Here is a 26,571-nt window from a genome sequence, read left to right as displayed (position 1 = left end):
TCATAGGCCCCCCTAAAATCGACAGTTTTCTCCTTGACCTAAAACTTTTTTAATGGATAAATTTTCCTAAATAATTAATCTACTAATATAACATTCAATTCTTCGAACAACGAAATTTTTGTAGGACGAATTTTGGATACGACTTAGGCATTTCGACAAGGTATTCTGAAAATTAACTTTAATATTGGCTTGTATCATCAAAATTTAGTTATGAATCAGGAGGCGTCGTAATTCCGTGAAAAAGAGACAAAAATGGAAAAAGAATTTAATGGTCATGACTGCCATGACCGGATTAGGCTTTTCGGTATTTTATCCAGACTTTAGTACACCGACCAGCGCAGTTGGTCAACCCGATCTACCGCTGCCAAAGGAGGAATCCTTTTCAATTGTTCAATTAGAGGTTCCTAATCAGAATGCAAAGGATAAACTATTGGAGCTTGGCATTGACCTCACTCACCGCGCCAGTGAAAACAACGGAATTTTTGAAGTGGATGCAGTAGTCACACCCACAGAGATTTCCATGTTAAAAACATTCGGAATAAAGGTGAAAGACACACTGGTCACAGAAAAACAGTGGAAGACCAGAGCTGCGGAGAGAGAAGCCGCTTTACAACAAGAGACAAACTTGACGGCTGCTGAAGATTCACTTAAAATCCTTCGCGCCAATCACTACACAAACCAATCTGAAACCTTCCTCTATATCGAGGCGAAATCAACTGCAGGTGCTTCAGCCAGCACCGCATTAACAGCCACTTGGACAGAGAACGGCGTTGAAAAGTCGGCCACACTTTCCAGAAAGGTAGATGCTGGTGAATACTTATATCACTATCTTGAAGTACCCGTGAGCACGATTCCAGCCTCTGTAAAGTTAGAAAGCAGCCTTGGCGGAGCAGCTTCAAGTGCAGTTACAGAATGGCTTGGTAAGGACAAGCCTGGGAATCCGCAAACACACTATGTTAAAGATTTTGTTGACCATTATATGGATCCAACTGAATTATATGAACGAGCTGAAAATCTAGCAAAAGAGTTCCCTGATTTAGTAGATATTATTGAAATGCCTAATAAAACAAATGGATACAGACGCCTTGCACAAGCCCAAATCGGCAGCACTCAGGAAAACTCTGTTGTCGTTACATCCAAAGCATGGGGCCATGAAGGCGGTAATGATATTTCAGTAGAATTCAAGAACCCCGGAAGTAATGATTCGTCCTTAAAAATTAATGTCGAAGGGAAGAAAGTTCTCGTCGATTTAGCAAATAACTCTTCTGGTCAGATCATTAGTACAGCAAAACAAGTGGTGGATGCGATAAATGCTGATTCTTCTGCAAGTGCACTCATCACCGCGAATACATATCGCGGCAACGCTGGGACAGGAACAGTTTCATCCGCTACTGTGAAATTAACGGACGGTTTAATAGCACCAGCAAATATTTCTCGTGATCCTTTTACAGTAAAAGCGATTCGTATCGGGAAACATCGTGACGGCTCCAAGCCAGGAGTATTGGGGTATGCTCAAGAACACGCTCGAGAATGGGTTACACCACTCGTTACAATCGAAACAGCCGAGCGGTTACTCCGTAACTACGCTCACGATGGCGAAACAAAAAAGCTTGTAGATAATTTGGATATTTTCCTAGTGCCGTCTACCAATCCCGACGGTGCACATTACACATTCTATGATTACAATATGCAGCGAAAAAATATGACCAATTATTGTGGGCCTGCACAATCGGACCCTAACAATCGTAACAATTGGGGAGTCGATATTAACCGAAACCATTCTGTCGGATCAGCATTTGACGGATTTGTAGGCGCATCCACAACAAATTGCACTAGCGGAACCTTTGCAGGCCCTGCTGAAACCTCCGAACCAGAAGCTAAAAACATAGTTTGGTTAGCCGATGAAAATCCTAACATTAAATTTGCCATGAATATTCATAGCTATGGGGGTTACTTTATGTGGTCACCTGGTGCCTACGATGCAAATCGTACCACGCTGCCACGTCCAACTGCCGGTGAGGAAGCCTTCTACTGGGCCGCTTCCGATACGATTCTAAACGATATTCAGGATTATCGAGGTACAGTTATTCTACCGAGCCGTACGGGCCCAGTTCCAGATGTTCTTTACTCTGCAGCAGGAAATTCCGCTGACTACCTATGGTATGAAAAAGGGATCTATGCTTGGGATTTCGAAGTAGGAGCAGATTTATGGGATAAGGAAACACAAAAGTGGAAACCAGTTGGCTTCCAGCCATCTTTTGAAGAAGGTCACGAAGAAGCCATGGAATTTGCCAACGGTTTAATAGGTATGTTTAAAGTAGCTTATAATCAGTCGAAAGATCATCAGCGTCCAACTTCCAAAGTTGTACCCGGCGGCGGGAAATTCACTGGACCAGTAGATGTTACCTTCGAGACTAGTGAGCCTGCAACTATTTATTACACCCTTGACGGCAGCCGCCCTACCTTTGAATCTGCTAAAATTAATTTAAGCGGAGTTCGTGAAGATGCCGAAGCTCTAAAAATTGCAAAAACGACAACCTTGAAATGGTTCTCTGTGGACGCAGCAGGAAACATTGAGAAGAATTATAACCCAATCAGTAAAGATAAGAGTAACTATAATTCTGCTACAATTACAATCAAGTAATTTAGGAATGGGCTGACCTTTTGGGGTCAGCTCTTTTTTATTTTTCTTAGGATCAAGTACAACAAAAAGGCCTGGTTCATCTCACTGAACCAGGCCTTCGCTTAGGTTATTTTTCAAAAATGGCATTTGATAATAGACGGAATAGGTAATCTGTATGATCACGGAAGCCTGCTTCTAATCCAATTAAAGTTACATCTTTATCCTTCTCTTTTACCATTACGGCTTGACCCTCGGCACTGCTATTATTCCTCCAGTGACCTGCCACAAAGAATTTATCAGAGTTTTCAAGAGTTGCTACAACTTCGTCATTATCGGTACCAGTATACCAAGCTGGACGGTAGACGAAACCAATGTCATCTTGACTATAACCTGCTGTTAAACCCGTTCCCGAGTAATCTACCATTACGATTCCGTTGCTATTAGACCCACCAGAATTAATAACATCATCTGTCAAACCAAGTGTTTTTGTTGCTCTAGATGAACCAGCCCCCACAGCAATATACTTGCCTCCCTTGCTGACAAAATCATTAACATTTGCCTTAAACAAATCAAACTGCCCAGCATTTTGGAGGCCGAATTCTTTGTTTGCTGCTGATAGATTAGTAGAAATTAGGCTTTCTGTACCGCTATAAACAAAGGTGTCGAATCCGCCCAGCCCTTTTTCTGCGACTTCCACTGGTGTCACTTCTGTCACATCAAAGCCAAGTCGTTTCAAGGCAAGCTTCGTTCCGCTGTGTGACTGGACTTTGCCCATTCCGCCATCCTTCAAAATGGCTACCTTCAATTTGGTTAACCCCACTGCATCAGCTGGCACCTTATCTGTAGATGCAACCTGTAATCCCGAAGCTTTTACTGCTGCTGAAATTTGATTTGCCGCTGCTTCTGTGTAGAAGTTCCCAGCTGCATCACGCTTTACACGAACACCTTGTTGTAACAATGTATTTGCTAGATTAACAGCTTTAACGGAGCTGTTTGGAATCAAGAATGGGCCTTTACCAGAAACAGATCCTTGGCCTGTGATTTGATTAACCTTAGTTGCTACTACATCAACCGTACTTTGTGTTGGCACTGCTTCAAAGCCCCAAAGTTCTGGTAAACTCCAAGCAGAAATATCATACATAGCTGTCGTATCGTTAGAGATATCTTCCCCATCCCACAGCATCGTATTGGCTAGACCAGCCTTTGCTTGGTCCATCTGAACAAGATAGGTACCTTTTGGATAAGTCTTCCCATCGGCGGTAAAAGCTTTCGTCGCTTGAACCACATCAATATCATTATTGATTAAGTGATTAACAGCCTTATTCGTTACAGTTGGGTCCTTCTCGTCAACTGGTAGGATATAGGCTTTCGGAAAGAAACCATCTTGATGGAATGGATGGTCAAAGTTAATCCCGCGTTTGAACATTTCGATTTGGTCTGTGATCATGCCTTGTTTATTTTCTGTTGCAAATTTTAACGCGCCTAATATGGCATTATATTGCCAGCGCACACCATCTAAGTCATTCGTCGGTGCCTCTAATGTATGTCCGTATGCCCCATGGTACATGGCATACATTGGTGTAAAGATTGGGGGATAATCATCCCATCCAGCAGCATCATCACGTTGCGGAACGTAAACACCTTCCATGGTTTTATACTTGTTTCCAGTGTAACTACCCTGATCAGCCATGATTGAGGCTTCCATCGCTTCCGCTTGTTTGTAAGCCCACTTATTATAAAGATCATACTCATAGTTAGGGTTATGCGGCGGTGTACAAGGTTCGATTAATCCTTGTAAGTTAGGACCATAACCACTTACGTATCCGTGAGTATCAAGGAATACCATCGGATTCCATTCTTTAATGAGTTCAACCGTTTCTTTCGTTTCAGGCTGTGACTGGGTAATAAAGTCACGATTTAAGTCAATACCCTCTCCATTAAAACGAGTAGCATTCACACGTCCATCAGGATTTTGTACAACATTGAAGATAAGAATATTACTTTCCAAAATACTCTTAGTCTCTTTGTCATTTTGTGTTGCAAAGCGTTCAATGAGCTGAAGAAGTGCGTCAGACCCTACAAATTCCGTTCCATGAATGGAGCCGTTTATCATAACCGGAACTTTAAAGTCCGGATTATTGGCAATCCAATCTTGCGCCTTACCGGGGTTTTTAAACATTTGTTTTCTTAGGGATTGGATTTTACCAAATTTCCCTTGCGTAGTTGGATCTGCAATCGTTACAACATATAGAGGATGGCCATCCGCTGATTTTCCACGTACCTCCACTTTAACTCTATTAGACTGCTTTTGGATGGCATTTAACTTTGCACCGATTTGTGAAAATTTAACAAAGTCGTAGTTCTCACTATTAAACAAGCTCCCATTTTGTTCTTCATATGCATTCACGTTTGTCCATTTTGGTCCCTCCGCAAATCCAACTGTCCGTGGACTCGACGTTAGCAAGCCTAACGCCAATAGGCCAGCAACTGTTTTCTTCTTCTTCATTTGTAAACCTCCGCTTATGTATTATTATTAGTTTTTGTGTATTTTTATTATGTAGCATTAATTTTATTACGAAAACTGAAATAATTCTATCCTACCAACCTACTAAACAGAAGGAACCATACATTACCAATTATGGGTAAAAAGCCCTGTTTTGGTGTCAGGCACCGCAAAAAGACACTCTCGATAATTTGTCCATTCCACGCGGACTCGGTTTGTCAGTTTAAGGAACAAAAGGCACCTCTATTTTATAAGGGTGCCTTTGTTTTCTCATTATAAATTTGTGTTTAACGCTCCACTTGAAAAAGACAAATGTCCACGAGTGGTGCCTGACACCATTAGTTTATTAATATTTTTTATCACGGCAAAATTTGCAAACTTTGATGGTTTGGTTTGTTTCTGTTTGATGTGGATATAGTAGTTTGATTCTAGTTCTTTCACATATCGGGCATGTTCCGCGCCCATTTGAAGGCAGGTAGCTTATTGTTTTTCCTCTGTTTCTCTTTGCCATCTCCATCCATCCCTATTCTTAATAGATTCTTTTCTTTATCTAATGATGGACTGGCATAAATATTGTTAGGCATATAATTGTTTTTAGAAAAAAGATTGTTCGAATATTCTTTTTGGTAAAAGTAAGGCTTTTGTCCACGAGCGATGCCTGACACCCTTACATGACACCCCTACATCACTAAAAGGAACCACCAAATTGAGTCATTCTATATCATTGCTCACTGACGCCTTAGACAACCATTAGGCATTTTTACTTGCCTTTCTACATACATTTCTAAGAAGATCATTTATTTCAATGGCTGCACGACTATGTAACACTTTCCATAAGATAGGAATAAGAGGCGGGACTAAACTTTTTCAAATGGAAAGGAAAGATGTGGTGCTTCAATATGAAAAAAAACGGAGCTTATCACGATTCGTTTCAAAATCTCCAAGAAAATGGGATGTCATTCGAGCAGGTTTTTGAACGAATTGTATCATTCATGAAGGTAGATCCTAATGGAAACTATAAACTAATGGTCGGCACAGATTCTCAAGTCCATAGATCTACGACTGTCTTTATTACCGGGATTGTCATTCAGAATAAGGGGAAAGGTGTTTGGGCGTGCATAAGGAAGGTAGTCATCCCAAGAAAAATGACACACTTGCATGAGCGAATATCTCTTGAACTATCGTTAACCGAGGAAATTGTTACAATGTTTACCGATGAAAGGAAAAATGAGTTAATCAATCTTGTCCTTCCCTATATATACCAAGGAGCAACCTTCACCATGGAGGGGCATATTGATATTGGTGAAGGAAAGCGGAACAAGACGAGTGAGTTTGTGAAAGAAATGGTCACCAGAATCGAATCGATGGGCGTTGAACCAAAAATCAAACCAAACGCCTTTGTTGCTTCCAGCTACGCAAATCGATACACAAAATAAGGGTATCAGACATCACAAAACAATGTGGTGCCTGACACCCTTTTTTATTTGTATTTTTAATAACACTCCAGTTCTACTTTCACTGTCGTGCCTTTGCCTATTTTACTTTCGATATTCATGGTACCATTATGTTCCTGGATGATTTTATTGCTAACGGTTAGGCCCAGTCCGATTCCCTTGTCCTTTGTGGTATAGAACGGTGTTCCCAAAAAGCGCATAAGTTCGTTATCAATTCCAATCCCTTCATCTGAAAAGCGTATCTGCACACGATTGTCTGCAACTCTTTGGACTTGGATATTAACATTGCCTCCAAATGGCATCGATTCAATCGCATTCTTTAAAAAATTAACAAAAACCTGTTTTAATTGATTGGGATTACAATTTAAAAAAATATCCTTTTTCAGGTAATGGTTTTTTATCTGAACATTATGCAACAATGCTTGTGGATGTAAAATATTTACGGTACTCTCTAAGATCGTATGTAGACATTCTTTTTCAAACTGAATCGCCTGTGGCTTCGCCAACGACATAAATTCATTAACGATGATATCAATACGATCTAGTTCGTTCATGATGATTGATAAATATTCATCTTGTTTAGTTTTTGTGATGGTCTCTTTCAACAGCTTTGAAAATCCCTTTAATGAAGTCAAAGGATTCCGGATCTCATGAGCAACTCCTGCAGCTAATTGGCCGATAATTGAAAGCCGATCTAAATTTCGAAGGGCATCATCATTTTTAACTCGGTCCGTAATATTTCTTCCAACCGTGACATACGAGTCAACTTCTCCTTCTTCATTAAAGATGGGAGAAATCATTGTCTCTGAATAGATCACGTCATTATCACCAGTTCGGACCTGCGTTTGGAGCAATTGAGGTTCCTTTGTTTCTATCAGGCGCTGACACACTTTTGCAAAATGGTCAATTTCCTCTGGTACGATAAGGTCATAGACGTTTTTACCTAATAATTGGTCAGGAGTGTACCCAATCCCTTTTTCATGGGATGGAGAGGCATATATGACCTTTCCTTCTATTGTATACACCTTTATCATATCCGTAGTATTTTCAGTAATTAACTTGTACAACTCACGTGTTCTTTTTAATTGTCTTTCAATATTAATATGCTCCGTAATATCCCGAAAGATTGCCAGGACGGCAATAATTTCCCCACAACGATTTCGAAAGGGAGAATACGAAACGGCGATATCAAGAATGGTTCCGTCTTTATGGTATTGTTGAGTAACCATATCGGAAAATGCTTCACCACGCTTAACTAGCTCTATCGTTTCATTCACTATGTCCGGATTAGGAAATTCATCAATTTTCCTACCTATTACGTCATCCTCTGTATAGCCAAATATTTTCGTATATACATGGTTCACACGAATAAACCGATTCTCCATATCAACCATACAAATCCCGTCTGCCGTACACTCTAAAAATAAGTCAATTAAATCATCCGGATTATACACCACAGAATCCTTCTCATTCCTAAAAATCGGGAAAAACTTTGACATAGAGATCTCTCCAAACACATCAATTATACTCTTAATCTCCATTTTACAGAGTTTTTCAATAAAGAAAAGAAGAATTTTTTGGTGTCATTTATGGTGTCAGGCACCATCAAAAGACACTTTGTTCATTTCGTCCTCCAGACATGGACAACTACAAGGAGGTGGTGATACACAAAAGAACGCTTGGCCCACTGGGGGGTGGTAGTGTCTTTTTCTTTTTATGAAAGACTGTTTTGAATTGGATTAATCGACTGGGCGGTCCCCAAATTCATAGTCAAATACTTAAACAACCTGGTCTTGCATGCCGACAATTCGCTTATTTCCGAGGAAACTATACATATTTCGCATTACTCTTTCCAAAGATCGGATAAATCCTCATTATTTTACGTAAAATGACAAAATCCTAACAAAGAATAAGCACACAGTTTAGACAGATTTTTCTATCTATCAAACTGCGTGCTTACATTCTATTAGCTTTCTTTCAAAACAATTATAAGGCACTCTCGATTTCTTTAGCCATAGATTTGATAGATTTTAAGCCTCCACCGCTTAGGTACCAGGTGTCTGCATCAAGATAGACAATCTTATCATTCTTAAAGGCCGTTGTTTTTTTAACTAATTCATTTTCAATAATTTGTTTTGCACCAATTTCACCGCCAACTGCTGTCGCACGGTCGATCACAAATAATACGTCAGGATTCTTCTCCATAATGTACTCAAATGTAATGCTCTGTCCATGTGTGGATACTTCGATATCTTTATCGGCTGCTCCAAACCCAAAGACGTCGTGGACTACGCCGAAACGGGAACTTGGTCCGTATGCACTGACTTTTCCTTCATTTGCTAGCAGAATAAGACCTTTCTTATTAGAAGCCGAAGCTTGTTGATTTAACTTCTCAATACTAGCATTAATATCTTTTAATTCGCTTGCTACCTTGTCTTCTTTCCCAAATAGCCCACCAATAAGATTCATGTTTTTCTCAAAGGATTCCATGTAATTTGCATAATCGATGCCAACATAGACTGTTGGTGCAATCTCAGCAAACTGATCGTATAATTCTGCTTGGCGTCCTGAAATAAAAATGACATCTGGCTGCGTCTCATGAATAGCTTCGAAGTCCGGCTCTTTTAAACTGCCGACATTCGTATATTTCTTATCCTCATATTTTTTCAAATACCCTGGAATCGCAGTTTGTGGTACTCCTGTGACATCGATACCTAACTCATCTAGAGTATCTAGGACACCAAAATCAAACACGACTACTTTTTCAGGGTTCTTCTTCACTTCTGCCTCTCCATATTGATGCTTAATCGTGATTTTCTCTGCTGGTCCCTTGCTGGCAGATGCCGTTTCAGTTTGCCCCTTTTCCTTTGAACCACCACATGCTGCTAACACAAGAATCATTGCAAACACTAGCGTAAATAAACTCCATTTGTTCATTTAAAACTCTCCTTTATTATGAATTAAAATAAACACAGATTCTGCAGTTATTCATTTCCTGGATTGGAATTTCCATATCGTAAATCTCACTTAATGCCTGTGATTGAATAATCTCCTCGGTTGGCCCATCCTTCACGACCATACCATCCTTCATGGCGACAATCCGGTCAGAATAGACCGATGCAAAGTTTATATCATGGAGAACAATAACGACGGTCTTGCCAAGTTCATCGACCAATCTCCGTAAGATTTTCATTATCTGAACAGAGTGCTTCATATCCAAATTATTTAACGGCTCATCGAGAAGAATATACTCTGTATCTTGGGCAATCACCATCGCAATAAAAGCACGCTGGCGCTGACCACCAGATAATTCATCTAAAAAGCTATCCTGCATTTCAGTTAAATGCATATACTCAAGCGATTGGTTGACAATTCGTTCATCGTCCTCCGTTAACCTCCCCTTTGAATAAGGGAACCTCCCAAAGGAAACAAGTTCTCGGATCGTGAGGCGGACGTTCATGTAATTCGACTGCTTTAAAATTGAGACCCGCTTGGCAAAATCACTCGATTTCATCCGGCGAACATCCGATTGATCAATCAGCACTTCACCCGTATCGGCATCGAGCAAACGGCTGACCATTGACAAGAGTGTGGATTTCCCCGCGCCATTAGGACCAATAAAGGATGTTATTTTTCCAGGTTGAATATGGATCGTGACATCTTTTACCACCGGTTTCTTGCCGTAAAACTTTGACAATGACCTCACTGTTATCATGCAGTTTTCCTCTCCTTTAGCAGTAAATAGATAAAATAGACACCACCGATAAAGTTGATAATGACACTTAACGTCGTCGAAAAAGTAAAGACCCGTTCAACAAACCACTGTCCCCCGACAAGTGCGATGATACTCATGAGAACCGCACCGCTTATCAAAGTTTTGTGCTTGTATGTATGAAAAAGTTGATAGGACAAGTTGGCAACAATTAATCCAAAAAATGTTATCGGTCCCACTAATGCGGTCGAGATTGAAATAAAGATGGCAACAATCACAAGCATTTGTTTCACAAGGGAATCATAGGGAACCCCTAGATTAATTGCCGTCTCCCGCCCCAGTGATAAAACATCGAGATACTTCATATACCGCCATGCATAAATCAGCACAAGTACTACGATAACAATCGCCAGCCACACTAAGTCTGAGTTGATATTATTGAAACTAGCAAACATCCGATCTTGGACAATCTGAAACTCATTCGGATCAATCAGCACTTGTAAAAATGTGGAGATACTCGAAAAGAATGTCCCAACAATAATTCCAATCAGCAATAAAAAGTAGATTGGCTGGCTGCCCTTTTTAAACAAGAAACGATATAAGAAAAGGGCAAACACAATCATCACGGCAACGGAAAGTAAAAAGTTTATTTGTTTATTGACGACAATCAGATGGGATGAACCAAGGAAGAAAATAATCACCGTTTGTAATAATAGGTACAAGGCATCTAGTCCCATGATGCTCGGTGTTAAAATTCGGTTATGTGTAATTGTTTGAAAAACCACGGTGGCATAGGCGATGGTAAAGCCCGTTAACAGCATTGCAAGAACTTTTGTTACCCTCCTTGGCAGCGCATAATCAAAACTTCCATTTAAATCATGAATTAGGTATATGGCACAGCATCCCGCAGCAATCAATACGAGACAGGCCATTCTCAACGGATTACGCATAGGCCTTCCTCCGAGATAGCAGATATAAGAATGTGCCGCTGCCGATCACACCAACCATGAGACTGATTGAAATCTCATATGGATAAATGAGCAACCGGCCTAAAATATCACAAACTAGAAGGAAAATCGCCCCTAGAATGGCTGTATGCGGCAGCGTTTTTTGTAAATGGTCTCCTTTAAAAATAGAGATGATATTAGGAATAATTAAGCCGAGAAATGGAATGATCCCAACGGTCAGGACAACGGAAGTTGTAATTAGAGCAACGAGTATCAGCCCGATATTTACTACACTTCGGTAGGCAAGGCCTAGATTTTTCGAAAAGTCTTCACCCATACCGGCCACGGTAAAGCGGTTGGCATAAAAATAGGCAATGACTAAAATTGGGATACTTATGTAGAGGAGCTCATATCGACCTTTCATAATCATTGAAAAATCCCCTTGGAGCCAGGCCGACATATTTTGAATAACGTCTGCTCGGTAAGCAAAAAATGTGGTAACCGAAGACAAAATATTACCGAACATTAAGCCAATCAGCGGAATATAAATCGCATCTTTAAACTTGATTCGGTCGAGAATCTGCATAAATAAAAAGGTTCCCCCAAGTGCAAAGACAAAGGCTACTGCCATTTTTTCCAGCATAGTAGCATTTGCAAATAACAACATAGAGACAAGAATTCCAAGTCGAGTTGCATCCAAGGTTCCAGCTGTGGTCGGTGAAACAAATTTGTTTCGACTCAACTGGTGCATAATTAATCCAGCTATACTCATTCCTGCCCCCGCGAGTAGGATTGCAGCGAGTCTCGGCACCCTGCTCACCAAGAAAATTTGCGTCTCCTCTGTTTGAAAGTCCAGCAGGTCTAATGGCGATAGACTGCTCACACCAACAAATAGCGAGATTGCGGATAAGATTATTAATGCTAATAATAAATATCGTTTCTTCATAACTATCCCCATCATTTCTATCATTCTAGCGATCTCTCGTTAACTACAATGATAATGAAAATCATTATCACCTATTTTTGAAGTTGATTATAACATTCAGAAATTTTAAGTCAATACTAATTGAGAACTTTTTTCAATTAAAATGCCAAAATCATACATTGTCCCAGATTTTAATTCCTAAACCTTCATACCTACCGAATAATAAAATTATCGGTTCCATACTCATATTGGACTTCCTGACCCTCATAAATTGGGCATTAGGAGGTGAGTGAAGTGAAAAAATGGCTGGTGGCAATATTTTTGCCCATTTTGATTCTTTTGTCTGGATGTTCCAGCGATCCTGTTCAGGATGATTTACTTAATTATGTAAATAAAGAAATGAAGGAAGCGGCGAAATTAGAAAAAACTGCCGTTTCGGCCTATGAAGGGGTTTCGGGTACAAACTATCAGGATGACCAGACCATGTACGATGTCTTAAATCGTGATGTCATTCCCAATTACAACGAATTTATTAAAGAATTAGAGTCTGTTAAGATTGAGACCGATGAGGTAAGAGAAATTCATGAAATATATATTGAAGGGGCAGATATACAATTTAATGCCTTTGCTATCATTAAACAGGCGATAGAAGAACAGGATGCTAACCTGATTCAAAAAGCTAATGACATGTTGGCGGATGCACGAAAACATCTTCGAGAATATCAAACTAAATTGAATAAATTAGCTAAGGAGCATGATGTAGAAATTGGAAAATAACCATCCTCTCCGATATATTCCATAAACAAAAATAAGGGCAGTCCTTTAGCTTTTATTCAACACTAGAGGACTGACCTATTCTGATGACGGAACTTTTCGCATGAGAGGTAATTCGAAATAAGTTAACAAGCGCCATACCCATTCCAATGGCCCGAATCTAAAGAACCGAAGCCACATTGTACTAAAAATAAGCTGGACGACATAAATCGCCACACATAGATAAAGAGATTGGATATACGTCAATTGATTGGATAACTCAAAAACTTCACCTGCGAGCAGGATTAATGCTGTTTGTGATACATAATTGGTCAGTGCCATCCGTCCGTAACTTTTTAAGGGTGAGAGAATCGACTGGATGACGGGAAAGTTCAGAAGAACAAGCAACAGTCCAACATAAAAGGCAGATACAATCGGACCGATCATGATTCCAATCCTTAAGAACTGCTGCGTTTCTTGTGACTCACCACCTGTTCCGACGGGATGCGGTGCAAGCTGATATTGATAAATAAGCACTGCCACACTTAAAACAAACATCACTCCTGTAAAAAAAGTGGTCGCTTTCCAGTGATTTGTCATCCGTTCAAATAAACGAAACTGCCCGGCAGCAATTCCCAACATCATCAACGGAACTACCATAAATATTTTTTCACCATACAAACTTATGACGAGCAACATAGCCAGTCCAAAAACAAGGTTCACAACCTTGTTCACTCTATAAAAAGGTAAAATAATCAGTCCGCACACAGCATAGATCGCTAATGCTTCCCCAGGCTGGAAATGCAAATGGACGGCACCTAGTAAAAATAACACGACCATTCTTCGCAAAAACAACACATACCCATTTTTCCCCTTCGCCATTGCTCTCGAGATAAAAATATAGAACCCCACACCAAACAAAAAAGTAAAAATCGTATAAAAGCGCCCCTCCACAAATAAGTATAAAAACCTCCAATACGTTGCATCGCTGGTACTGGAAAGGGGTAGTCTCACTGATAATAATGGAATAATATTAACCAACATAATTCCCATGAGGGCAAAGCCACGTAAATAATCAAGTACATCAATCCGCTGGTTGATTTCCTTCGAATTCATCTATATCAACTCCACCATCATTATAACTGTTTATCCTCCTTTCACCTATTGAAATTAGATAAAGGCTGACACAAAACAATGTGTCAGCCTTACTATTTTTCGCATGTTGACTTTATTTTATTTTACTCCCACCCAAATAACCTATACCAAACATATTCCTTTTTCATACCTTAATAAATAAGCAGAAAATGTTAGAAAGGAAACTGGAGGTATACAGAGTTATGTTGGAGCTAAGGCAATCTCAACATGGGCGAGGGATTTTTGCTACACGTGATATCAAGAAAGATGAGTTATTAGAGGTATCACCTGTTATCATTTTCCCGAAGGAAGAGTTTAAGTATTTGGAGAAAACAACTTTAATCGACTATGTCTTCTGGTGGGGGAAAGATTTTGATGAATGTGCATTAGCACTTGGAATTGGTTCGCTTTTTAACCATTCCAGCCAACCGAACGCGATCTTTAAAAGAAAGCTAAAAAAAAGCACCATTAACTTTTATGCCTACACCGACATAGCAGCTGGCGAGGAGATTCGCATTAATTACAATGGTGACCCTGAAGACAAAACGCGATTATGGTTTGAGGAAAAATAAAACACACTTTTCAGATATCGAGAGCGAGTCCAGTTCCTAATTAAAAAAGGGATTGGACTCATTTATTTAGGACATATTTCCCCCTTTTAAATTGACATTCATTTTGAATTATATTATTCTAGTAAAGCTATTTATATAAAACCTATAAAAATACTAGGAGATGTAAGAAACATGAAGAAATTCGCACTACTTTTTTTAGCCCTCCTTCTTACCGTTGCTTTAGGCGCTTGTAGCAGCAAAGAGGAAAAGGTAAGTTCTGCTAAGAGTAAAAACCTTTATGAGCAGATTAAAGCAAAAGGTGAAATTACGATTGGCACAGAAGGTACGTATGCTCCTTTTACTTATCATGATGACTCTCAAAAGCTAACAGGCTTTGATATAGAAATTGCTGAAGAAGTATTTAAAAGATTAGATATTAAACCCGTTTTCGTTGAGACAAAGTGGGATGGCATGATCGCTGGTCTTGATGCTAAGCGTTATGACATGGTTGCAAATGAAGTGGCTGTTCGTCCTGACCGTTTAGAGAAATACGATATGTCAGAACCGTATATTGTCTCAAAAGCTGTTCTTGTTGTTCATGAGAACAATAACGATATTAAGACACTTGATGACTTAAAGGGTAAAAAAGTTGGACAATCATTAGACAGTAACTACCGTAAAATTGCTGAAGCACATGGTGCAACCAATACAGTTGTTGAAGGATTTAATCAATCCATCGACCTAATCACTTCAAAACGTATTGATGCAACAATTAACGATAGCCTTTCATACCTAGACTTAAAGAAACAGCGTCCAGATCTTCCTATTAAAAAGGTTTATGAAGAAGCTGACGCAACAAGCAATGCCTTTCTTTTCCGTAAAGGAAATAAAGAACTAGTTGATGCGATAAATGGCGCTCTTGCAGATATGAAAAAAGATGGTACGTACCTAGCAATCTCTAAAAAATGGTTTAATGAGGACGTATCTAAGTAAAGGAATGGAACAATATGTTTGCAGACCAAGAACGAATAGATCGAATTATAGGAATCCTTAGTGATTCCTTTTTTCCTATTTTAAAAGCGGGAATTCAGTTTACGATACCATTAACAATTATCACCTTTATTCTAGGGCTGATTTTAGCCTTTTTTATTGCACTTGCACGGCTATCCAATCTAAAAGGCTTAAACGCTGTCGCCAAATTTTATGTTTGGATCTTTCGCGGTACTCCTTTACTCGTACAAATCTTTATTCTATTTTACGGATTACCTAGTATGGGAATAACACTTGATCCATTTCCGGCTGCAGTCATTGCTTTTACGTTAAATAAAGGTGCTTACAGTTCAGAAATTATCCGGGCAGCGATACTTTCCATTCCAAAGGGGCAATGGGAAGCCGCTTTTTCAATTGGAATGACCAAATCTCAGGCGATGAGACGAATTATTATTCCTCAGGCCATTCGTGTATCATTGCCGCCGCTCGGTAACTCTTTTATTAGTTTAGTAAAAGACACCTCCTTAGCAGCAACCATTACGGTTACTGAACTATTCCAAAAGGGTCAACAAATCGCGGCTGCTACCTATGAACCACTGTGGATTTACATTGAAGTTGCCTTTATCTATTTGATCTTCAGTACCGTTCTTTCTTATTTCCAGACTAAGATGGAGATTAGATTTGAGCGAAGTGTCGCTAAATAATGGAGGTGTTCCAATGATTCACATAGACAATTTGCATAAAAGTTTTGGTCTGCTTGAGGTATTAAAAGGGATTGATTTGACCATCCCAACAGGAAAAACAGCCGTGATTATTGGTCCTTCCGGTTCTGGAAAAACAACGTTACTGCGTTGCCTTAACCTGTTGGAAGTGCCTAATCAAGGTTCGATTAAACTTGGGGAACAATCGATAAATTTTGAGCAAAACCACAAAATGAAGGCAAAGGAACTTGTTTCTTTTCGTAAAAATACGGGTATGGTCTTTCAAAACTACAATCTTTTTCCACATTTGACCGCTCTTGAAAATGTAATGGAAGGTCAGACCACTGTTCTTAAAAGGTCAAAAGCAGAAGCAGAAACGAAAGCAAGAACCCTTCTAGATAAAGTTGGTCTGAAAGAACGTGCCGAGATGTATCCTCATCAATTATCTGGCGGACAGCAACAACGTGTGGGGATCGCCAGAGCTATGGCTATGGAACCTAAAGTTCTGCTTTTTGATGAACCTACTTCTGCATTAGATCCAGAGTTAGTTGGCGAAGTTTTAAAGGTTATGAAAGATTTATCCAAGGAAAATATGACAATGGTCATTGTAACCCATGAAATGAACTTTGCTAAAGATGTGGCCGACCAAGTCATTTTCATGGACCAGGGAGTTATCGTAGAAAAAGGAACTCCTGAAGAGGTATTTGAGAACACCCAAAATCAACGGACTTTACAGTTCTTGAATAAGGTCGCTTCACGATCATAGCAGAAATACGGTTGCTAATCCTTCACACAAGAGGCTCTCCCTAATGAAAATTAGGTAGAGCCTTTTTATTTACATGTCCTTATGATCCAAGCATAAAGGCTATTAATGATTTATCTTCTTTAAAATTCCAATCAATAAAGATGTCTCGTACTGATTTTTTAAAAATGTCCTCAAATCTGCCTTCACGGTGGAAATATACTTTTTCTAACTCATCTTTTGTGAATCTAAGTTCTTTTTCAAACCCTTTTTCAATTAATGCCTTTTCAATAGGGATAAGTATACCGTTTCTTTCAACTAAATAAACGGATGGTGAAATGGGATAGGTATGGATATGATCAGGTACTTTTTCAACTAAGTAACTGAGCCGCCCAACCTCCGATTCTAACCTTTGCATATCTATATCCGCTTGACTAACCTGACCTATCATTTCTTCTAATACAAAAATAAGAATGCCCGTATTATTTGGGAAGTTCCAATCATGATAGTACTCTTCTACCTCGACTCCCAGAGTCACTTTTACTACCCCTGTTAATTCATCCAAAACGTGGTTAATGATAACGGCTCTAATATCGTCAACATATCTATTCTGTCCTTGCTGTAACAAGATTTCTTCCATTGGGGTTAAAAACCCGCGAATATACGTGACGAGGTGATTTTTAGACAGGGTGGTCCGACACGTCTGCGGGCCTTTTCCAAAATTTTTTCTTAACAACTTACTAATATAACTACTAATAAATTCTTCCTTGTTTTGATTAATCATCCATTTCTACTCCTTAAGCAGATACAAATCAATTCATCATTTATTATGTACCAAGTCTCAACTTGTTAAAAAAAAACATGCGGCAAGCAGGAAAATCCTTTTGCCACATGTTTTCGATTCATTGGTATTCTTTGTAAAAAACAAAAATGAGATAGTTTCGGTTCTTTTCATAATCCCAAACAATGAATATATCTTCAATGATGCGATTAAATAGATCCTCAAATATACTCTTATTTTTCAAATAACCGCTTTTGATTTCCCTTGCTTGATGAAGCAGCAGGTCGAGATTTCCTTGTTCATATGCTAAACTCTCTAGTTGCAAGAGGACATCTCTCGCTTCAATCGCACAAATATTTTGTGTAAACTTTACTACCTTTAAACCAACCGGTCGTTTATGATAACGGGTCCCTACAAAATCAATCAAGTTAAACAGAGTCTTCTCAAAGTCTTCTTCCATTTTAACTTCATCACTAGATGGAACATTTTCTAACAGAATAATTCCTGTATTCGAATCATAATTCCAATCATGGAAAAAATGATCAATTCCCCCTCCAAATACTTTCGAAACTTCATGTTTAAACTCATTGATGACCGCATTGATTACGGCTGAACGAAAATTATGGACCAACATCAACTGATCATTTTCCAACAAGACTTCCTCTGCCGGCGTAATAAAGTTTCGCATGTATATATATAATCTGTTTCCTTTTGACATCATCGTACAAGTTTCTGGACCCTTACCAAATCTGCGCTTGAGGAGCTTACTAAATGTACTGCTAAGATATAGCAAATTCTCTTGTGTAGATTTACTCATTAACTTCTCCTTTCAGGAAAATAAAAAGACCTAACTTCTAGGAAAAGAAGTTAGGTCACGGCTAAGACGACTATTTTTATAGTTTCTTCCATTTACCATACAAGTGATTAGGATATATTTGTGCTGGTTATATATAACTGCCATAACTAATGACTGCAAGACATTAGACCCTAACATTTTAACACGATATTTCCCCAACTAGCAATCATTTAATTTAAGACAACATTGGTAAACTTACTTCGATACAGGTTCCCTTATTGCTGCTGGTAATATGAATTTTCCCCTTATGCTCCTCAATAATTTGAAAACTTACCGGCATTCCGAGCCCCGTCCCATGTTCCTTCGTTGTATAAAATGGTTCATTTATTCGGTTAATCATTTCGGGAGGGATGCCGCATCCTTGGTCGATGATTCGAATCTGAACACGCTTCCCCTTGGTAATGGACCCTTCTATTAAAATCCTGCCGCCATCTGGCATAGCCTCAATTGCATTCTTAATATAATTGATAAATACTTGTTTTAATTGATTTCCATCCCCTAAAATGGATTCTTCGAGGAAGCAGAACTTTTTTTCAACTTGAATATTATTTAATAACATTTGTGATTCCATTAATGATAGGACTTGATCCAATAAGGACTTAATCGGCAATTTTTCATACTTTTTTTTAATCGGTGTTGCCAGTACCATTAGTTCCTTGAGAATTACTTCAATACGCGTAACCTCTGACTCTACAATATCAAAATACATAGACTCCCCATGATAATCCCTAGCCATTAAATGTAAAAATCCTTTTATCGCTGTGATCGGATTTCGTATCTCGTGGGCAATTCCTGCCGCTAATTGGCCTGCAACCGCTTGCTTTTCCGATAGTAATTGTCTTTCTTTTTTAATTAGAGTGATATCTTTTAAAACCACATAAGACCCCACCACTTCCTTATTAAAGAGGATTGGAAATGTAGTAACATTTACATCCATTAATAATTCGGGTCTCATATTAATCTTTGCATCAAAATTTGTTAGTTTTTCCCGGCTCTTTTCGAAGAAGAACGTTTGTGATTCATTCAAACATTTGGAGAGGAATATATGACTCAACCTCATCTGTAATAATTCAGGTATGGAGCAACCTAAGAGAGTTTCGCAAACATCATTCACATACACCAATCGCCCATCCATATTTAGTATAAAGAATGGGTCTGCATTTTTTGATAAAACAGAGAAATCCTTATCCACATTGACATCGATATATATTTGAAGCAGAAAGTTTAGACGTTTTATCTCATCCCTCTCCATTTTCCCCCACCTCTCTTTAATTCTCATATAAAAAATCAAAAAGCCAAAATAAGCGTATAGTTTCTACGGCTTATTTTGGCTTAAATTCTAGCATCAATAGGTCTAGAGATTCATTGCCTATAAAAAGAGTTCACTGACCTTTTTCTAACACTCACAAGTAGACTAGAGCATATATCCCTATATCCACCTTTAATACTATACCCATTTGTAAAAATATTCAATTAATTTTTTCTGTTTAGTCTATTTGCTTTTTTATTAACCCAAATATTTATGGTATAGAGCCTTTGCTTTGGAAATATCCTTCGTTCCGTGCACTAAAACCCTTCCGTCTCTAAAAACTACTAATCGGTGAGGATTCACAGTATACGATAAAAGGTAGGGATTTCGCTCCACGGCTCCCCCTCGAATCGCAAATAATTTTTCTAAAGCTTCCAAATCACGAACCATTGGAATCGCAGGACGTATCTGAACTGAATCTCTTCCACATAGGACGGCTGTCTTGGTTTGATTTTCGAATGATAAATAAGGGTAAGTACGTTCTTCCCCGCATGAAGGACAATCCCTCTTTTTCAACTTATCTACTTGTATGGAACTATATTGGTTTTTCCATAAATCAAAAGAAACAAGTTTATTTCGCAATGAATCCAAGTCACCCACCAAGATTTTCAATGCTTCACTTATTTGAAAAGAAACGACCATGTTCACAGCTGGACTAATAATTCCAGCTGTATCACAGGTTAATCCTCCTAGAGGAACGGTTTCTACTAAACAAGAAAGGCAAGGTGTTTTCTCAGGAATGATCGTGTAGGAGATTCCATAACTTCCAACGCAAGCACCGTAAATCCAGGGGACACCATACATTTGGGATACATCGTTAATGATCATTCTTGTTTCGAAATTATCCGTTGCATCCATAATAAGATCAACGTTTTTGGCCCAGTCTTCCAGCTCTGACACAGAGGCATCCGCAATGATTACCTCTATTTTCACAGAAGAGTTTATCGCTGTTAAGCGGTTTTTGGCCGCTATTACTTTAGGAACTCGATTTTTGGCATCTTCCTCTGTATATAACTGCTGCCGCTGTAAATTGGACCATTCTACATAATCACGATCAACAATGGTTAGTTTACCAATCCCAGCGCGGGCAAGTGCTTCGGCACATGCTGATCCGAGTGCTCCCATTCCAATTATGAGTACATGTTTATCGGAAATTCGCTGCTGCCCGTCTTTTCCAATGGGTGAAAAAAGTTCTTGTCGTGAGTACCGATTAATCACCCGATACTCATTCCTTCCTTTGGACTGCTTGCTGAAGCATATCTCTTTTTCTCGATTCGGCCAGCCTCATAGCCTAAACGTCCAGCTTCAATCGCTAGTCTCATTGCTTTTGCCATTTTTACCGGATCCTTAGCCGCTGACACAGCCGTATTTAATAAGACGCCGTCGGCTCCTAATTCCATCGCTAAAGCCGCATCGGCTGGTGAGCCAATCCCAGCATCCACAATAACAGGAACGACAGCCTGTTCGATAATAAAGCTAAGGTTTACGGGATTGATGATACCTTGACCAGATCCAATTGGCGAGGCCCCTGGCATGACAGCATGACAGCCTGCTTCTTGAAGTTTCCTAGCTAAAACAACATCATCTGAGGTATAAGGGAGGACAATAAATCCTTCCTTTACTAATTCTTCTGTCGCCTTTAGGGTTTCAATCGGGTCAGGAAGTAATGTTTGATTACAGCCAATCACTTCCACCTTAATCATATCGCAGAGGCCAGATGCTTTTGCTAATTTTGCGATACGGACGGCCTCTGCCGCTGTTTTCGCACCTGCTGTATTTGGCAGCAGCGTATATTTATTGGTGTCTAGCTGTTCTAAAAAATTGGGCTGACTTGATTCAAAAATATTCATTCGTCTTACCGCGAACGTGAGGATTTCTGCTTTGGAAACTTCCACTGCTTCCTTTTGGATGTCGTAGCTTGGATACTTTCCTGTTCCTAGAAACAAACGAGATTGAAAGGATAATGAACCTATTTTTAACATGTCAACCGCCTCCTACAAAATGGACTATTTCAATTCGATCTTTATCTGCTAATCTAGTACTTTGGTGATCTATTTTGGTTAAGATTTCACCATTTACTTCCACAACAATGACCTTATCCTGGATTTCATAATGCCTGAGAACATCTGAAACAAATACAACATGCTCTGGTAATTGGATATACTCGCCATTTAATATTACTTCCATTTTTAATCTCCTAACCAACTGTCTCTTTGTGTCTTTCAAGGTGAAAAGCTGCGAGAAGTGCCTCATCTTGCTGTCTACCTGCTAATAGGTCAGCTACTATTTTCCCTGTAATAGGGCTTAATAAAATCCCATTTCGAAAATGCCCTGCTGCAACGAACAATCCCTTACAGCTTGGATGCTCGCCAATATAAGGGATTCCATCGCCTGTCTGCGGTCTGAATCCTGACCACACTCGCTCCCATGCTGCTTCCTTAATCTGAGGGACTAGTTGAGTCGCTCTTTCTATTAATGAAGCAATCCCTTCGGGGGTAACCTTGTTATCAAAGGTATTTTCAATCATGGTAGCACCAATATAAATTTCCCCATTGCGTTTTGGTACCAGATAACAGCGTTTGTCGGAAAAAATAGTCGTGTTAATAATCGGCTCCTCCGTTCGAACGGAAAAGCATTCTCCTTTAACAGGATACACGCTAATGTCCAGCCCCGATTCACGCATTAATTTCGCTGCCCAAGCTCCGGTGGCCACGACAACTTGTTCACTATGTATGACACCATTGGTCGTTTTAACCCCTTTAACCTGACCGTTTTCAAAAATAAATGAAAGAACCTCCGTATTTTGACGAATTTCCGCTCCGAAATAAACAGCCGCATTTGCAAACGCTTTTGTTAACTTTGCTGGCTGCACATGTCCATCGTTAGGGAGATACATACCTCCAACAACACTTGGTGCCAAAGACGGTTCCATTTCTAGTAATTCCGTTGAATCCAGCCATTTTATCATTGGATCCCAATTCCTTTGATAGTTGACCTGTTTTTTTACTTCTATTGCTATTTCTTCCGTTTCTGCAATCTTCAGCATTCCTTTATTCACAAACTCGATATCAATTCCTGTATATTCATATAACTCACTTGATAGTGTAGAAAACATTGCTTGACTCTTTAATGCCAATTGGAATAAAGGACCATCTTGTTCAATCTCCGCTTGTGCTGCCAGCATACCAGCCGCCGCACTGGAAGCTTGGCAAGCCAATCTATCCTTCTCAATTATGATTACTTTTTTGCCCATTTTTGATAGTTGATAGGCAATAGAGGATCCGTTAATCCCCCCTCCGATAATGGCAACATCAAATGAATTTCCCACTTGTTCCATCTCCATCTCTTAATACATTTAAATAAGCCTTTACTGCTACTAATGGATCGCGAGCTTCTAATACTCCTGACATGACAGCGATTCCTTTTGCCCCAGCATCTAGTACCCGCCCTGTATTCTCGGGAGTTATGCCTCCAATGGCAATAACCGGAACCTCTAATTGTGTAATCCTTGATAATTCATCAAGACCTCTAGGGGGCATTCCTGGTTTTGATTGCGAAGGGAAGACATGACCGAAAAGGACGTAATCAGCACCCTTTTCTTTTGCTTTTTGTCCCTCCACGTAGGAATGGATGGAACTTCCTACCCTAAGCTGAGGAAAATTCCCTTTGACAATGGCTGCATCTAAACTATGAAAAGCTAATTGAACCCCGCCAGCCTTTGTAACTAAGGCAACATCCACACGATCATTGATGATAATCTTTAATAACGGCAGGTTTGTCATTGTTAGAAGTTCCACTGCTTGAAAAAGTTCCCTCGCTGTTTTTTGTTTTTCGCGTAAGTGAATCGCGGTTACATACGGATGAATATCCATGACAATTTCACATAGCTGCTCGATCGGCATTTGACCATTGGATATAATATGTAACTCTTTAACACTAGTTAAAATACAAGTCACCCCCTATAATCCAGAATCTGAAGCTCAATGAAATAAAGTGAAAAACAAAAAACCACTTCCTTTTGATAAGAAAGTGGTTGATAATTTGAAATATAAACATGATCCTTCAAATATCCATGTTTCCACTTCCCTACGCTGGTATAACCCAGATCAGGTTCATAGAGTCCCGAAGTATCACTTCAATCTCAGCCCTTTAAAAAGGCACCTCTAGCGGATTGTTATCTATTCATTTTTAAAAATTCCCTTGCATGGATAATGTTAACACGTCGATTAGAAATGTCAAATAAATTCTTTTTATACCTTTCATATATTCTGATCTCTCACCTATGCATGGAAAAGGATTATTTTACTATGGTTAGTTTTTGGCCAATGTAGATTGGTTGATTAGGATCGAGGTTATTGGCTTTAACGATGGAGTCAATCGTAACCCCATTCTTCTGGGCAATTTTCCAGAGAGAATCGCCCGCAACAACGGTGTAAACAACAGTTGATACCGTTGGGAGGGTTACAGTAAATTTTGCTACATACCCAGAATCCAAAGTACTGCTGTCTTTCTTGTATTCGATTGAATACCAGTCTCCGATTGCGGAATAAATTTTTATATCTGTATTCATCGGAAGCACAATCTTTGTATCATACTGAGTTCCAGGATTGGTTCTAACATTGACGTTTGTCCTTGTCCTCGCCTTTTCGATTGCTTGAATCTCCTGATTGGATGGAACTTTAATTAATGGTTTGGAGACATATCCTTTCAGAACCGCACTGATAATCCTGTACTCAATTTGATACCAATCACCCGTTTCTCCAGTTATCACCACTTCTGAACCAGCAGGGATTGTTGTTAGGATGGTGCTTTGAGTGGTGGCTGCCGAGCGTAAGTTGGAATTTTTCAAGGTTAAACCGAAACCTTCTGTAATCAGAATGGATTTGTCACGTGCTGTATATTCATTCTTATTCCCAGCAAGATCGGTGAGTTTTACAATTGGATAGTAATTTCCACGGATTACATTAAAGCCACGGCTGTTTTTTCCATCCCAATAAAAATTCGCTGTCCCCTTCAAGTAGCGTCCTAACCAAGTCTGAACTACCCAGCCGCTTTCATCAACAATGGTTACCTCCATATCTGCCGTTTCACTTATGGTGATGGGAATTTTAATTTGGTTCTTTCCATCCTGCATAGAAAGCTGACTGACTGCTGGCAAATCGATCGTTGCCGTTGGCTTTTCTGTATCTAACTGGGATGTTTTTGGCACAGCGTACGTATATAGAAATTGATTCGTCTCTGTTACAAAAATGGTGTCCTTGATGACGCCGATTGGGCGCAAGCCAGACGCGCCTGTAGTAGGTGTTAGTTGAAGAGTGGAATAAATAAGCTGACCATTTGCGCTATTAAAGAATTTAATTTTGTTGTAATTTCCCAAAATAATTCTATCGGAGGCTACGACCATTCCACTTGCCCCTTTAATGGTCTGAAGTCCACCAGCAACAAATTGTTCTGCATACAAGGTCTTCCATTTCTGTACTCCGGTATTTTTGTCTACCGCGATAATATTGGCCTCATCAAGAACAATTAAGGAATCACTCACTACAGAAAGAGGCTGTGTAAACATACCCGTAGGGCTAAACTTCCATAATGTTCTTCCACTTGCAGCATCTAATGCCCAAATATTTCTTGTTGCCGCCGGTTTCGTTTCGAAGTAAAGCTTTCCATCTTTATAGACTGGTGCCCCATAAATAGGGAGGCTTGAATCCAGATCAAATGTCCAAAGCACCGTGCCCGTCGATGCATCGAATGCATACATTTTGGATGTCATTTGAACTGGATTCCGTATATTTGCAAACAGTCGATTATCACCAGCAGCGAAAACCCCTTCCAACCGCTCTTGGAATTTAAGGGGATAACTCCATCTCTTTTTACCCGTAGTTACATCTACCGTACCAATTGCATCGAAACCTTCGGTAGTTCTCGTTAAATAATATAAGGTATTCTGGTCAATTAAGAGACGATTCGCAAAGCTATCAACGGTCCAAAGTGTCTGTGGAGAGGTACCGTTATCCTGTATCGCATAAATTTTAGTCATCGTTGAAGTGTAAATCACTCCGTCTCTTGCTATCAAGTCAAGAAACCCATTCTGCTCTTCTATTGAAAAATTCCATCTCTCTTTATAGGTATCTAAGTCAGTGGCAGAGAGTACTTTTTTTGAAATCCGTTCCGCCGAATACAGCTGATTGCGATTTACACTAAACAACGCAGAAGCGTTATTAAAGGGATCTTTCTTTAACGTCAATAACGTCAATAACGTCAAATCAGCAGGCAAGGCGGCACTAGAATAATTGGTATTTCCTTGGTCAGCTAAATGCATTTCCCAGTTTTGGTCATCTGCCCTTAGGTTCTGATTCCTTAGAAGTCCCTTTAATTCTTTTATTCTTTTTCTTAATTGTTCATTTTGAGCCTGTAATTGCTTGTATTGTCTATAAATATCTGAAGAATTATTTCTATAATCATGATGGAACATCATTTGGGAACATCACACCTCCATTATTGTGCTTGCATCATTTTATGCACATTTGCCTAGGTGGTGATGTTTAATTAAACAACCCAAAGAGCCTTTCCCAAAAATGGAAAAGGCTCTT

Annotated in this window: 23 protein-coding genes and 1 riboswitch; of the genes, 7 read left to right on the top strand and 16 right to left on the bottom strand. The window is 39.4% G+C overall.

The window, feature by feature from the left end; translation table 11 throughout:
• Positions 1–235: 235 nt before the first annotated feature.
• The gene (locus M3610_RS18685) at positions 236–2,644 is read left to right on the top strand and encodes a M14 family metallopeptidase (RefSeq protein ID WP_251461326.1); all 2,409 of its coding nucleotides are present in this window, start codon (positions 236–238) and stop codon (positions 2,642–2,644) included.
• Between the two features lie 106 nt (positions 2,645–2,750).
• On the opposite strand, the gene M3610_RS18680 is transcribed toward M3610_RS18685, so the two are convergent.
• The gene (locus M3610_RS18680) at positions 2,751–5,129 is read right to left on the bottom strand and encodes a M14 family zinc carboxypeptidase (RefSeq protein WP_251461324.1); all 2,379 of its coding nucleotides are present in this window, start codon (positions 5,127–5,129) and stop codon (positions 2,751–2,753) included.
• An 896-nt stretch (positions 5,130–6,025) separates the two neighbouring features.
• On the opposite strand from M3610_RS18680, the gene M3610_RS18675 reads away from it, so the two are divergent.
• Positions 6,026–6,562 carry a ribonuclease H-like YkuK family protein gene (locus M3610_RS18675; RefSeq protein WP_251461322.1) on the top strand — a complete coding sequence of 179 codons (537 nt, stop codon included), beginning with the start codon at positions 6,026–6,028 and terminating at the stop codon, positions 6,560–6,562.
• A gap of 56 nt (positions 6,563–6,618) precedes the next feature.
• On the opposite strand, the gene M3610_RS18670 is transcribed toward M3610_RS18675, so the two are convergent.
• The 5 genes from M3610_RS18670 to M3610_RS18650 all read right to left on the bottom strand — a co-directional run bounded on the left by M3610_RS18670 (position 6,619) and on the right by M3610_RS18650 (position 12,185).
• Positions 6,619–8,079, bottom strand: coding sequence for a PAS domain-containing sensor histidine kinase (locus M3610_RS18670; protein ID WP_098571014.1), 1,461 nt, complete (start codon positions 8,077–8,079; stop codon positions 6,619–6,621).
• A 487-nt stretch (positions 8,080–8,566) separates the two neighbouring features.
• Entirely contained in the window at positions 8,567–9,517 is a 951-nt protein-coding gene (locus tag M3610_RS18665; RefSeq protein WP_251461320.1) for a siderophore ABC transporter substrate-binding protein, read from the bottom strand.
• A 16-nt stretch (positions 9,518–9,533) separates the two neighbouring features.
• Positions 9,534–10,295, bottom strand: coding sequence for an iron ABC transporter ATP-binding protein (locus M3610_RS18660; protein WP_251461318.1), 762 nt, complete (start codon positions 10,293–10,295; stop codon positions 9,534–9,536).
• Positions 10,292–11,242: an iron chelate uptake ABC transporter family permease subunit gene (locus M3610_RS18655; RefSeq protein ID WP_251461316.1), complete on the bottom strand. Its 951-nt coding sequence runs from the start codon at positions 11,240–11,242 to the stop codon at positions 10,292–10,294. The genes M3610_RS18660 and M3610_RS18655 overlap by 4 nt, the downstream gene beginning before the upstream one ends.
• Positions 11,235–12,185, bottom strand: a complete 951-nt coding sequence (locus M3610_RS18650; RefSeq protein ID WP_098571101.1) for an ABC transporter permease — start codon at positions 12,183–12,185, stop codon at positions 11,235–11,237. Before M3610_RS18650 ends, M3610_RS18655 begins: the two co-directional genes overlap by 8 nt.
• 273 nt (positions 12,186–12,458) lie before the next feature.
• Here M3610_RS18650 and M3610_RS18645 point away from each other — a divergent pair, with 273 nt between their 5' ends.
• A complete protein-coding gene (locus tag M3610_RS18645; RefSeq protein ID WP_098571017.1) occupies positions 12,459–12,941 on the top strand; it encodes a hypothetical protein in 483 nt (160 codons plus the stop codon).
• Positions 12,942–13,016: 75 nt separating this feature from the next.
• On the opposite strand, the gene M3610_RS18640 is transcribed toward M3610_RS18645, so the two are convergent.
• On the bottom strand, positions 13,017–14,033 hold the full coding sequence (locus M3610_RS18640) for a DUF418 domain-containing protein (RefSeq protein ID WP_098571018.1): 1,017 nt from the start codon (positions 14,031–14,033) through the stop codon (positions 13,017–13,019).
• Between the two features lie 221 nt (positions 14,034–14,254).
• Between M3610_RS18640 and M3610_RS18635 the strand changes: the two genes are divergently transcribed.
• From M3610_RS18635 to M3610_RS18620, 4 genes are all read left to right on the top strand, one after another.
• The gene (locus M3610_RS18635) at positions 14,255–14,623 is read left to right on the top strand and encodes an SET domain-containing protein (protein ID WP_098571019.1); all 369 of its coding nucleotides are present in this window, start codon (positions 14,255–14,257) and stop codon (positions 14,621–14,623) included.
• A gap of 171 nt (positions 14,624–14,794) precedes the next feature.
• Complete coding sequence (locus M3610_RS18630) at positions 14,795–15,595, top strand: amino acid ABC transporter substrate-binding protein (protein WP_251461314.1); 801 nt, start codon at positions 14,795–14,797, stop codon at positions 15,593–15,595.
• 14 nt (positions 15,596–15,609) lie between these two features.
• Positions 15,610–16,296 (top strand): amino acid ABC transporter permease, encoded by a 687-nt coding sequence (locus M3610_RS18625; protein WP_098571021.1) that lies wholly within the window; start codon positions 15,610–15,612, stop codon positions 16,294–16,296.
• Between the two features lie 13 nt (positions 16,297–16,309).
• On the top strand, positions 16,310–17,059 hold the full coding sequence (locus M3610_RS18620; RefSeq protein ID WP_251461312.1) for an amino acid ABC transporter ATP-binding protein: 750 nt from the start codon (positions 16,310–16,312) through the stop codon (positions 17,057–17,059).
• 79 nt (positions 17,060–17,138) lie between these two features.
• Here M3610_RS18620 and M3610_RS18615 read toward each other — a convergent pair whose 3' ends face one another.
• The 9 genes from M3610_RS18615 to M3610_RS18575 all read right to left on the bottom strand — a co-directional run bounded on the left by M3610_RS18615 (position 17,139) and on the right by M3610_RS18575 (position 26,456).
• Positions 17,139–17,819, bottom strand: coding sequence for a Na-translocating system protein MpsC family protein (locus tag M3610_RS18615; protein WP_251461310.1), 681 nt, complete (start codon positions 17,817–17,819; stop codon positions 17,139–17,141).
• Positions 17,820–17,937: 118 nt separating this feature from the next.
• Complete coding sequence (locus tag M3610_RS18610) at positions 17,938–18,633, bottom strand: Na-translocating system protein MpsC family protein (RefSeq protein ID WP_251461308.1); 696 nt, start codon at positions 18,631–18,633, stop codon at positions 17,938–17,940.
• A 214-nt stretch (positions 18,634–18,847) separates the two neighbouring features.
• The gene (locus tag M3610_RS18605; protein WP_180229933.1) at positions 18,848–19,924 is read right to left on the bottom strand and encodes an ATP-binding protein; all 1,077 of its coding nucleotides are present in this window, start codon (positions 19,922–19,924) and stop codon (positions 18,848–18,850) included.
• Between the two features lie 255 nt (positions 19,925–20,179).
• Positions 20,180–21,199: a thiazole biosynthesis adenylyltransferase ThiF gene (locus tag M3610_RS18600; RefSeq protein ID WP_251461305.1), complete on the bottom strand. Its 1,020-nt coding sequence runs from the start codon at positions 21,197–21,199 to the stop codon at positions 20,180–20,182.
• The gene (locus M3610_RS18595) at positions 21,196–21,963 is read right to left on the bottom strand and encodes a thiazole synthase (protein WP_251461303.1); all 768 of its coding nucleotides are present in this window, start codon (positions 21,961–21,963) and stop codon (positions 21,196–21,198) included. Before M3610_RS18595 ends, M3610_RS18600 begins: the two co-directional genes overlap by 4 nt.
• A 1-nt stretch (position 21,964) precedes the next feature.
• On the bottom strand, positions 21,965–22,168 hold the full coding sequence (thiS, locus tag M3610_RS18590) for a sulfur carrier protein ThiS (protein ID WP_098571028.1): 204 nt from the start codon (positions 22,166–22,168) through the stop codon (positions 21,965–21,967).
• Between the two features lie 10 nt (positions 22,169–22,178).
• The gene (gene thiO, locus M3610_RS18585) at positions 22,179–23,309 is read right to left on the bottom strand and encodes a glycine oxidase ThiO (RefSeq protein ID WP_251461301.1); all 1,131 of its coding nucleotides are present in this window, start codon (positions 23,307–23,309) and stop codon (positions 22,179–22,181) included.
• Positions 23,293–23,937: a thiazole tautomerase TenI gene (tenI, locus tag M3610_RS18580; RefSeq protein ID WP_257148359.1), complete on the bottom strand. Its 645-nt coding sequence runs from the start codon at positions 23,935–23,937 to the stop codon at positions 23,293–23,295. Before tenI ends, thiO begins: the two co-directional genes overlap by 17 nt.
• A 110-nt stretch (positions 23,938–24,047) precedes the next feature.
• Positions 24,048–24,156, bottom strand: a riboswitch (TPP riboswitch).
• Positions 24,157–24,278: 122 nt separating this feature from the next.
• Entirely contained in the window at positions 24,279–26,456 is a 2,178-nt protein-coding gene (locus M3610_RS18575) for an outer membrane protein assembly factor BamB family protein (RefSeq protein WP_251461300.1), read from the bottom strand.
• Positions 26,457–26,571 lie beyond the last annotated feature (115 nt).

Source organism: Neobacillus sp. MER 74, assembly GCF_023714155.1.
The sequence above is the reverse complement of the archived record's forward strand: the minus strand, read 5'-3'. Positions and strand labels throughout refer to the sequence as shown.

Coding starts and splice junctions, on each gene's coding strand:
- M3610_RS18680 (WP_251461324.1), bottom strand. CDS start 5,129: ATGAAGAAGAAGAAAACAGTTGCTGGCCTATTGGCGTTAGGCTTGCTA.
- M3610_RS18675 (WP_251461322.1), top strand. CDS start 6,026: ATGAAAAAAAACGGAGCTTATCACGATTCGTTTCAAAATCTCCAAGAA.
- M3610_RS18670 (WP_098571014.1), bottom strand. CDS start 8,079: ATGTCAAAGTTTTTCCCGATTTTTAGGAATGAGAAGGATTCTGTGGTG.
- M3610_RS18665 (WP_251461320.1), bottom strand. CDS start 9,517: ATGAACAAATGGAGTTTATTTACGCTAGTGTTTGCAATGATTCTTGTG.
- M3610_RS18660 (WP_251461318.1), bottom strand. CDS start 10,295: ATGATAACAGTGAGGTCATTGTCAAAGTTTTACGGCAAGAAACCGGTG.
- M3610_RS18655 (WP_251461316.1), bottom strand. CDS start 11,242: ATGCGTAATCCGTTGAGAATGGCCTGTCTCGTATTGATTGCTGCGGGA.
- M3610_RS18650 (WP_098571101.1), bottom strand. CDS start 12,185: ATGAAGAAACGATATTTATTATTAGCATTAATAATCTTATCCGCAATC.
- M3610_RS18640 (WP_098571018.1), bottom strand. CDS start 14,033: ATGAATTCGAAGGAAATCAACCAGCGGATTGATGTACTTGATTATTTA.
- M3610_RS18635 (WP_098571019.1), top strand. CDS start 14,255: ATGTTGGAGCTAAGGCAATCTCAACATGGGCGAGGGATTTTTGCTACA.
- M3610_RS18630 (WP_251461314.1), top strand. CDS start 14,795: ATGAAGAAATTCGCACTACTTTTTTTAGCCCTCCTTCTTACCGTTGCT.
- M3610_RS18625 (WP_098571021.1), top strand. CDS start 15,610: ATGTTTGCAGACCAAGAACGAATAGATCGAATTATAGGAATCCTTAGT.
- M3610_RS18620 (WP_251461312.1), top strand. CDS start 16,310: ATGATTCACATAGACAATTTGCATAAAAGTTTTGGTCTGCTTGAGGTA.
- M3610_RS18615 (WP_251461310.1), bottom strand. CDS start 17,819: ATGATTAATCAAAACAAGGAAGAATTTATTAGTAGTTATATTAGTAAG.
- M3610_RS18610 (WP_251461308.1), bottom strand. CDS start 18,633: ATGAGTAAATCTACACAAGAGAATTTGCTATATCTTAGCAGTACATTT.
- M3610_RS18605 (WP_180229933.1), bottom strand. CDS start 19,924: ATGGAGAGGGATGAGATAAAACGTCTAAACTTTCTGCTTCAAATATAT.
- M3610_RS18595 (WP_251461303.1), bottom strand. CDS start 21,963: ATGTTAAAAATAGGTTCATTATCCTTTCAATCTCGTTTGTTTCTAGGA.
- thiS (WP_098571028.1), bottom strand. CDS start 22,168: ATGGAAGTAATATTAAATGGCGAGTATATCCAATTACCAGAGCATGTT.
- M3610_RS18575 (WP_251461300.1), bottom strand. CDS start 26,456: ATGATGTTCCATCATGATTATAGAAATAATTCTTCAGATATTTATAGA.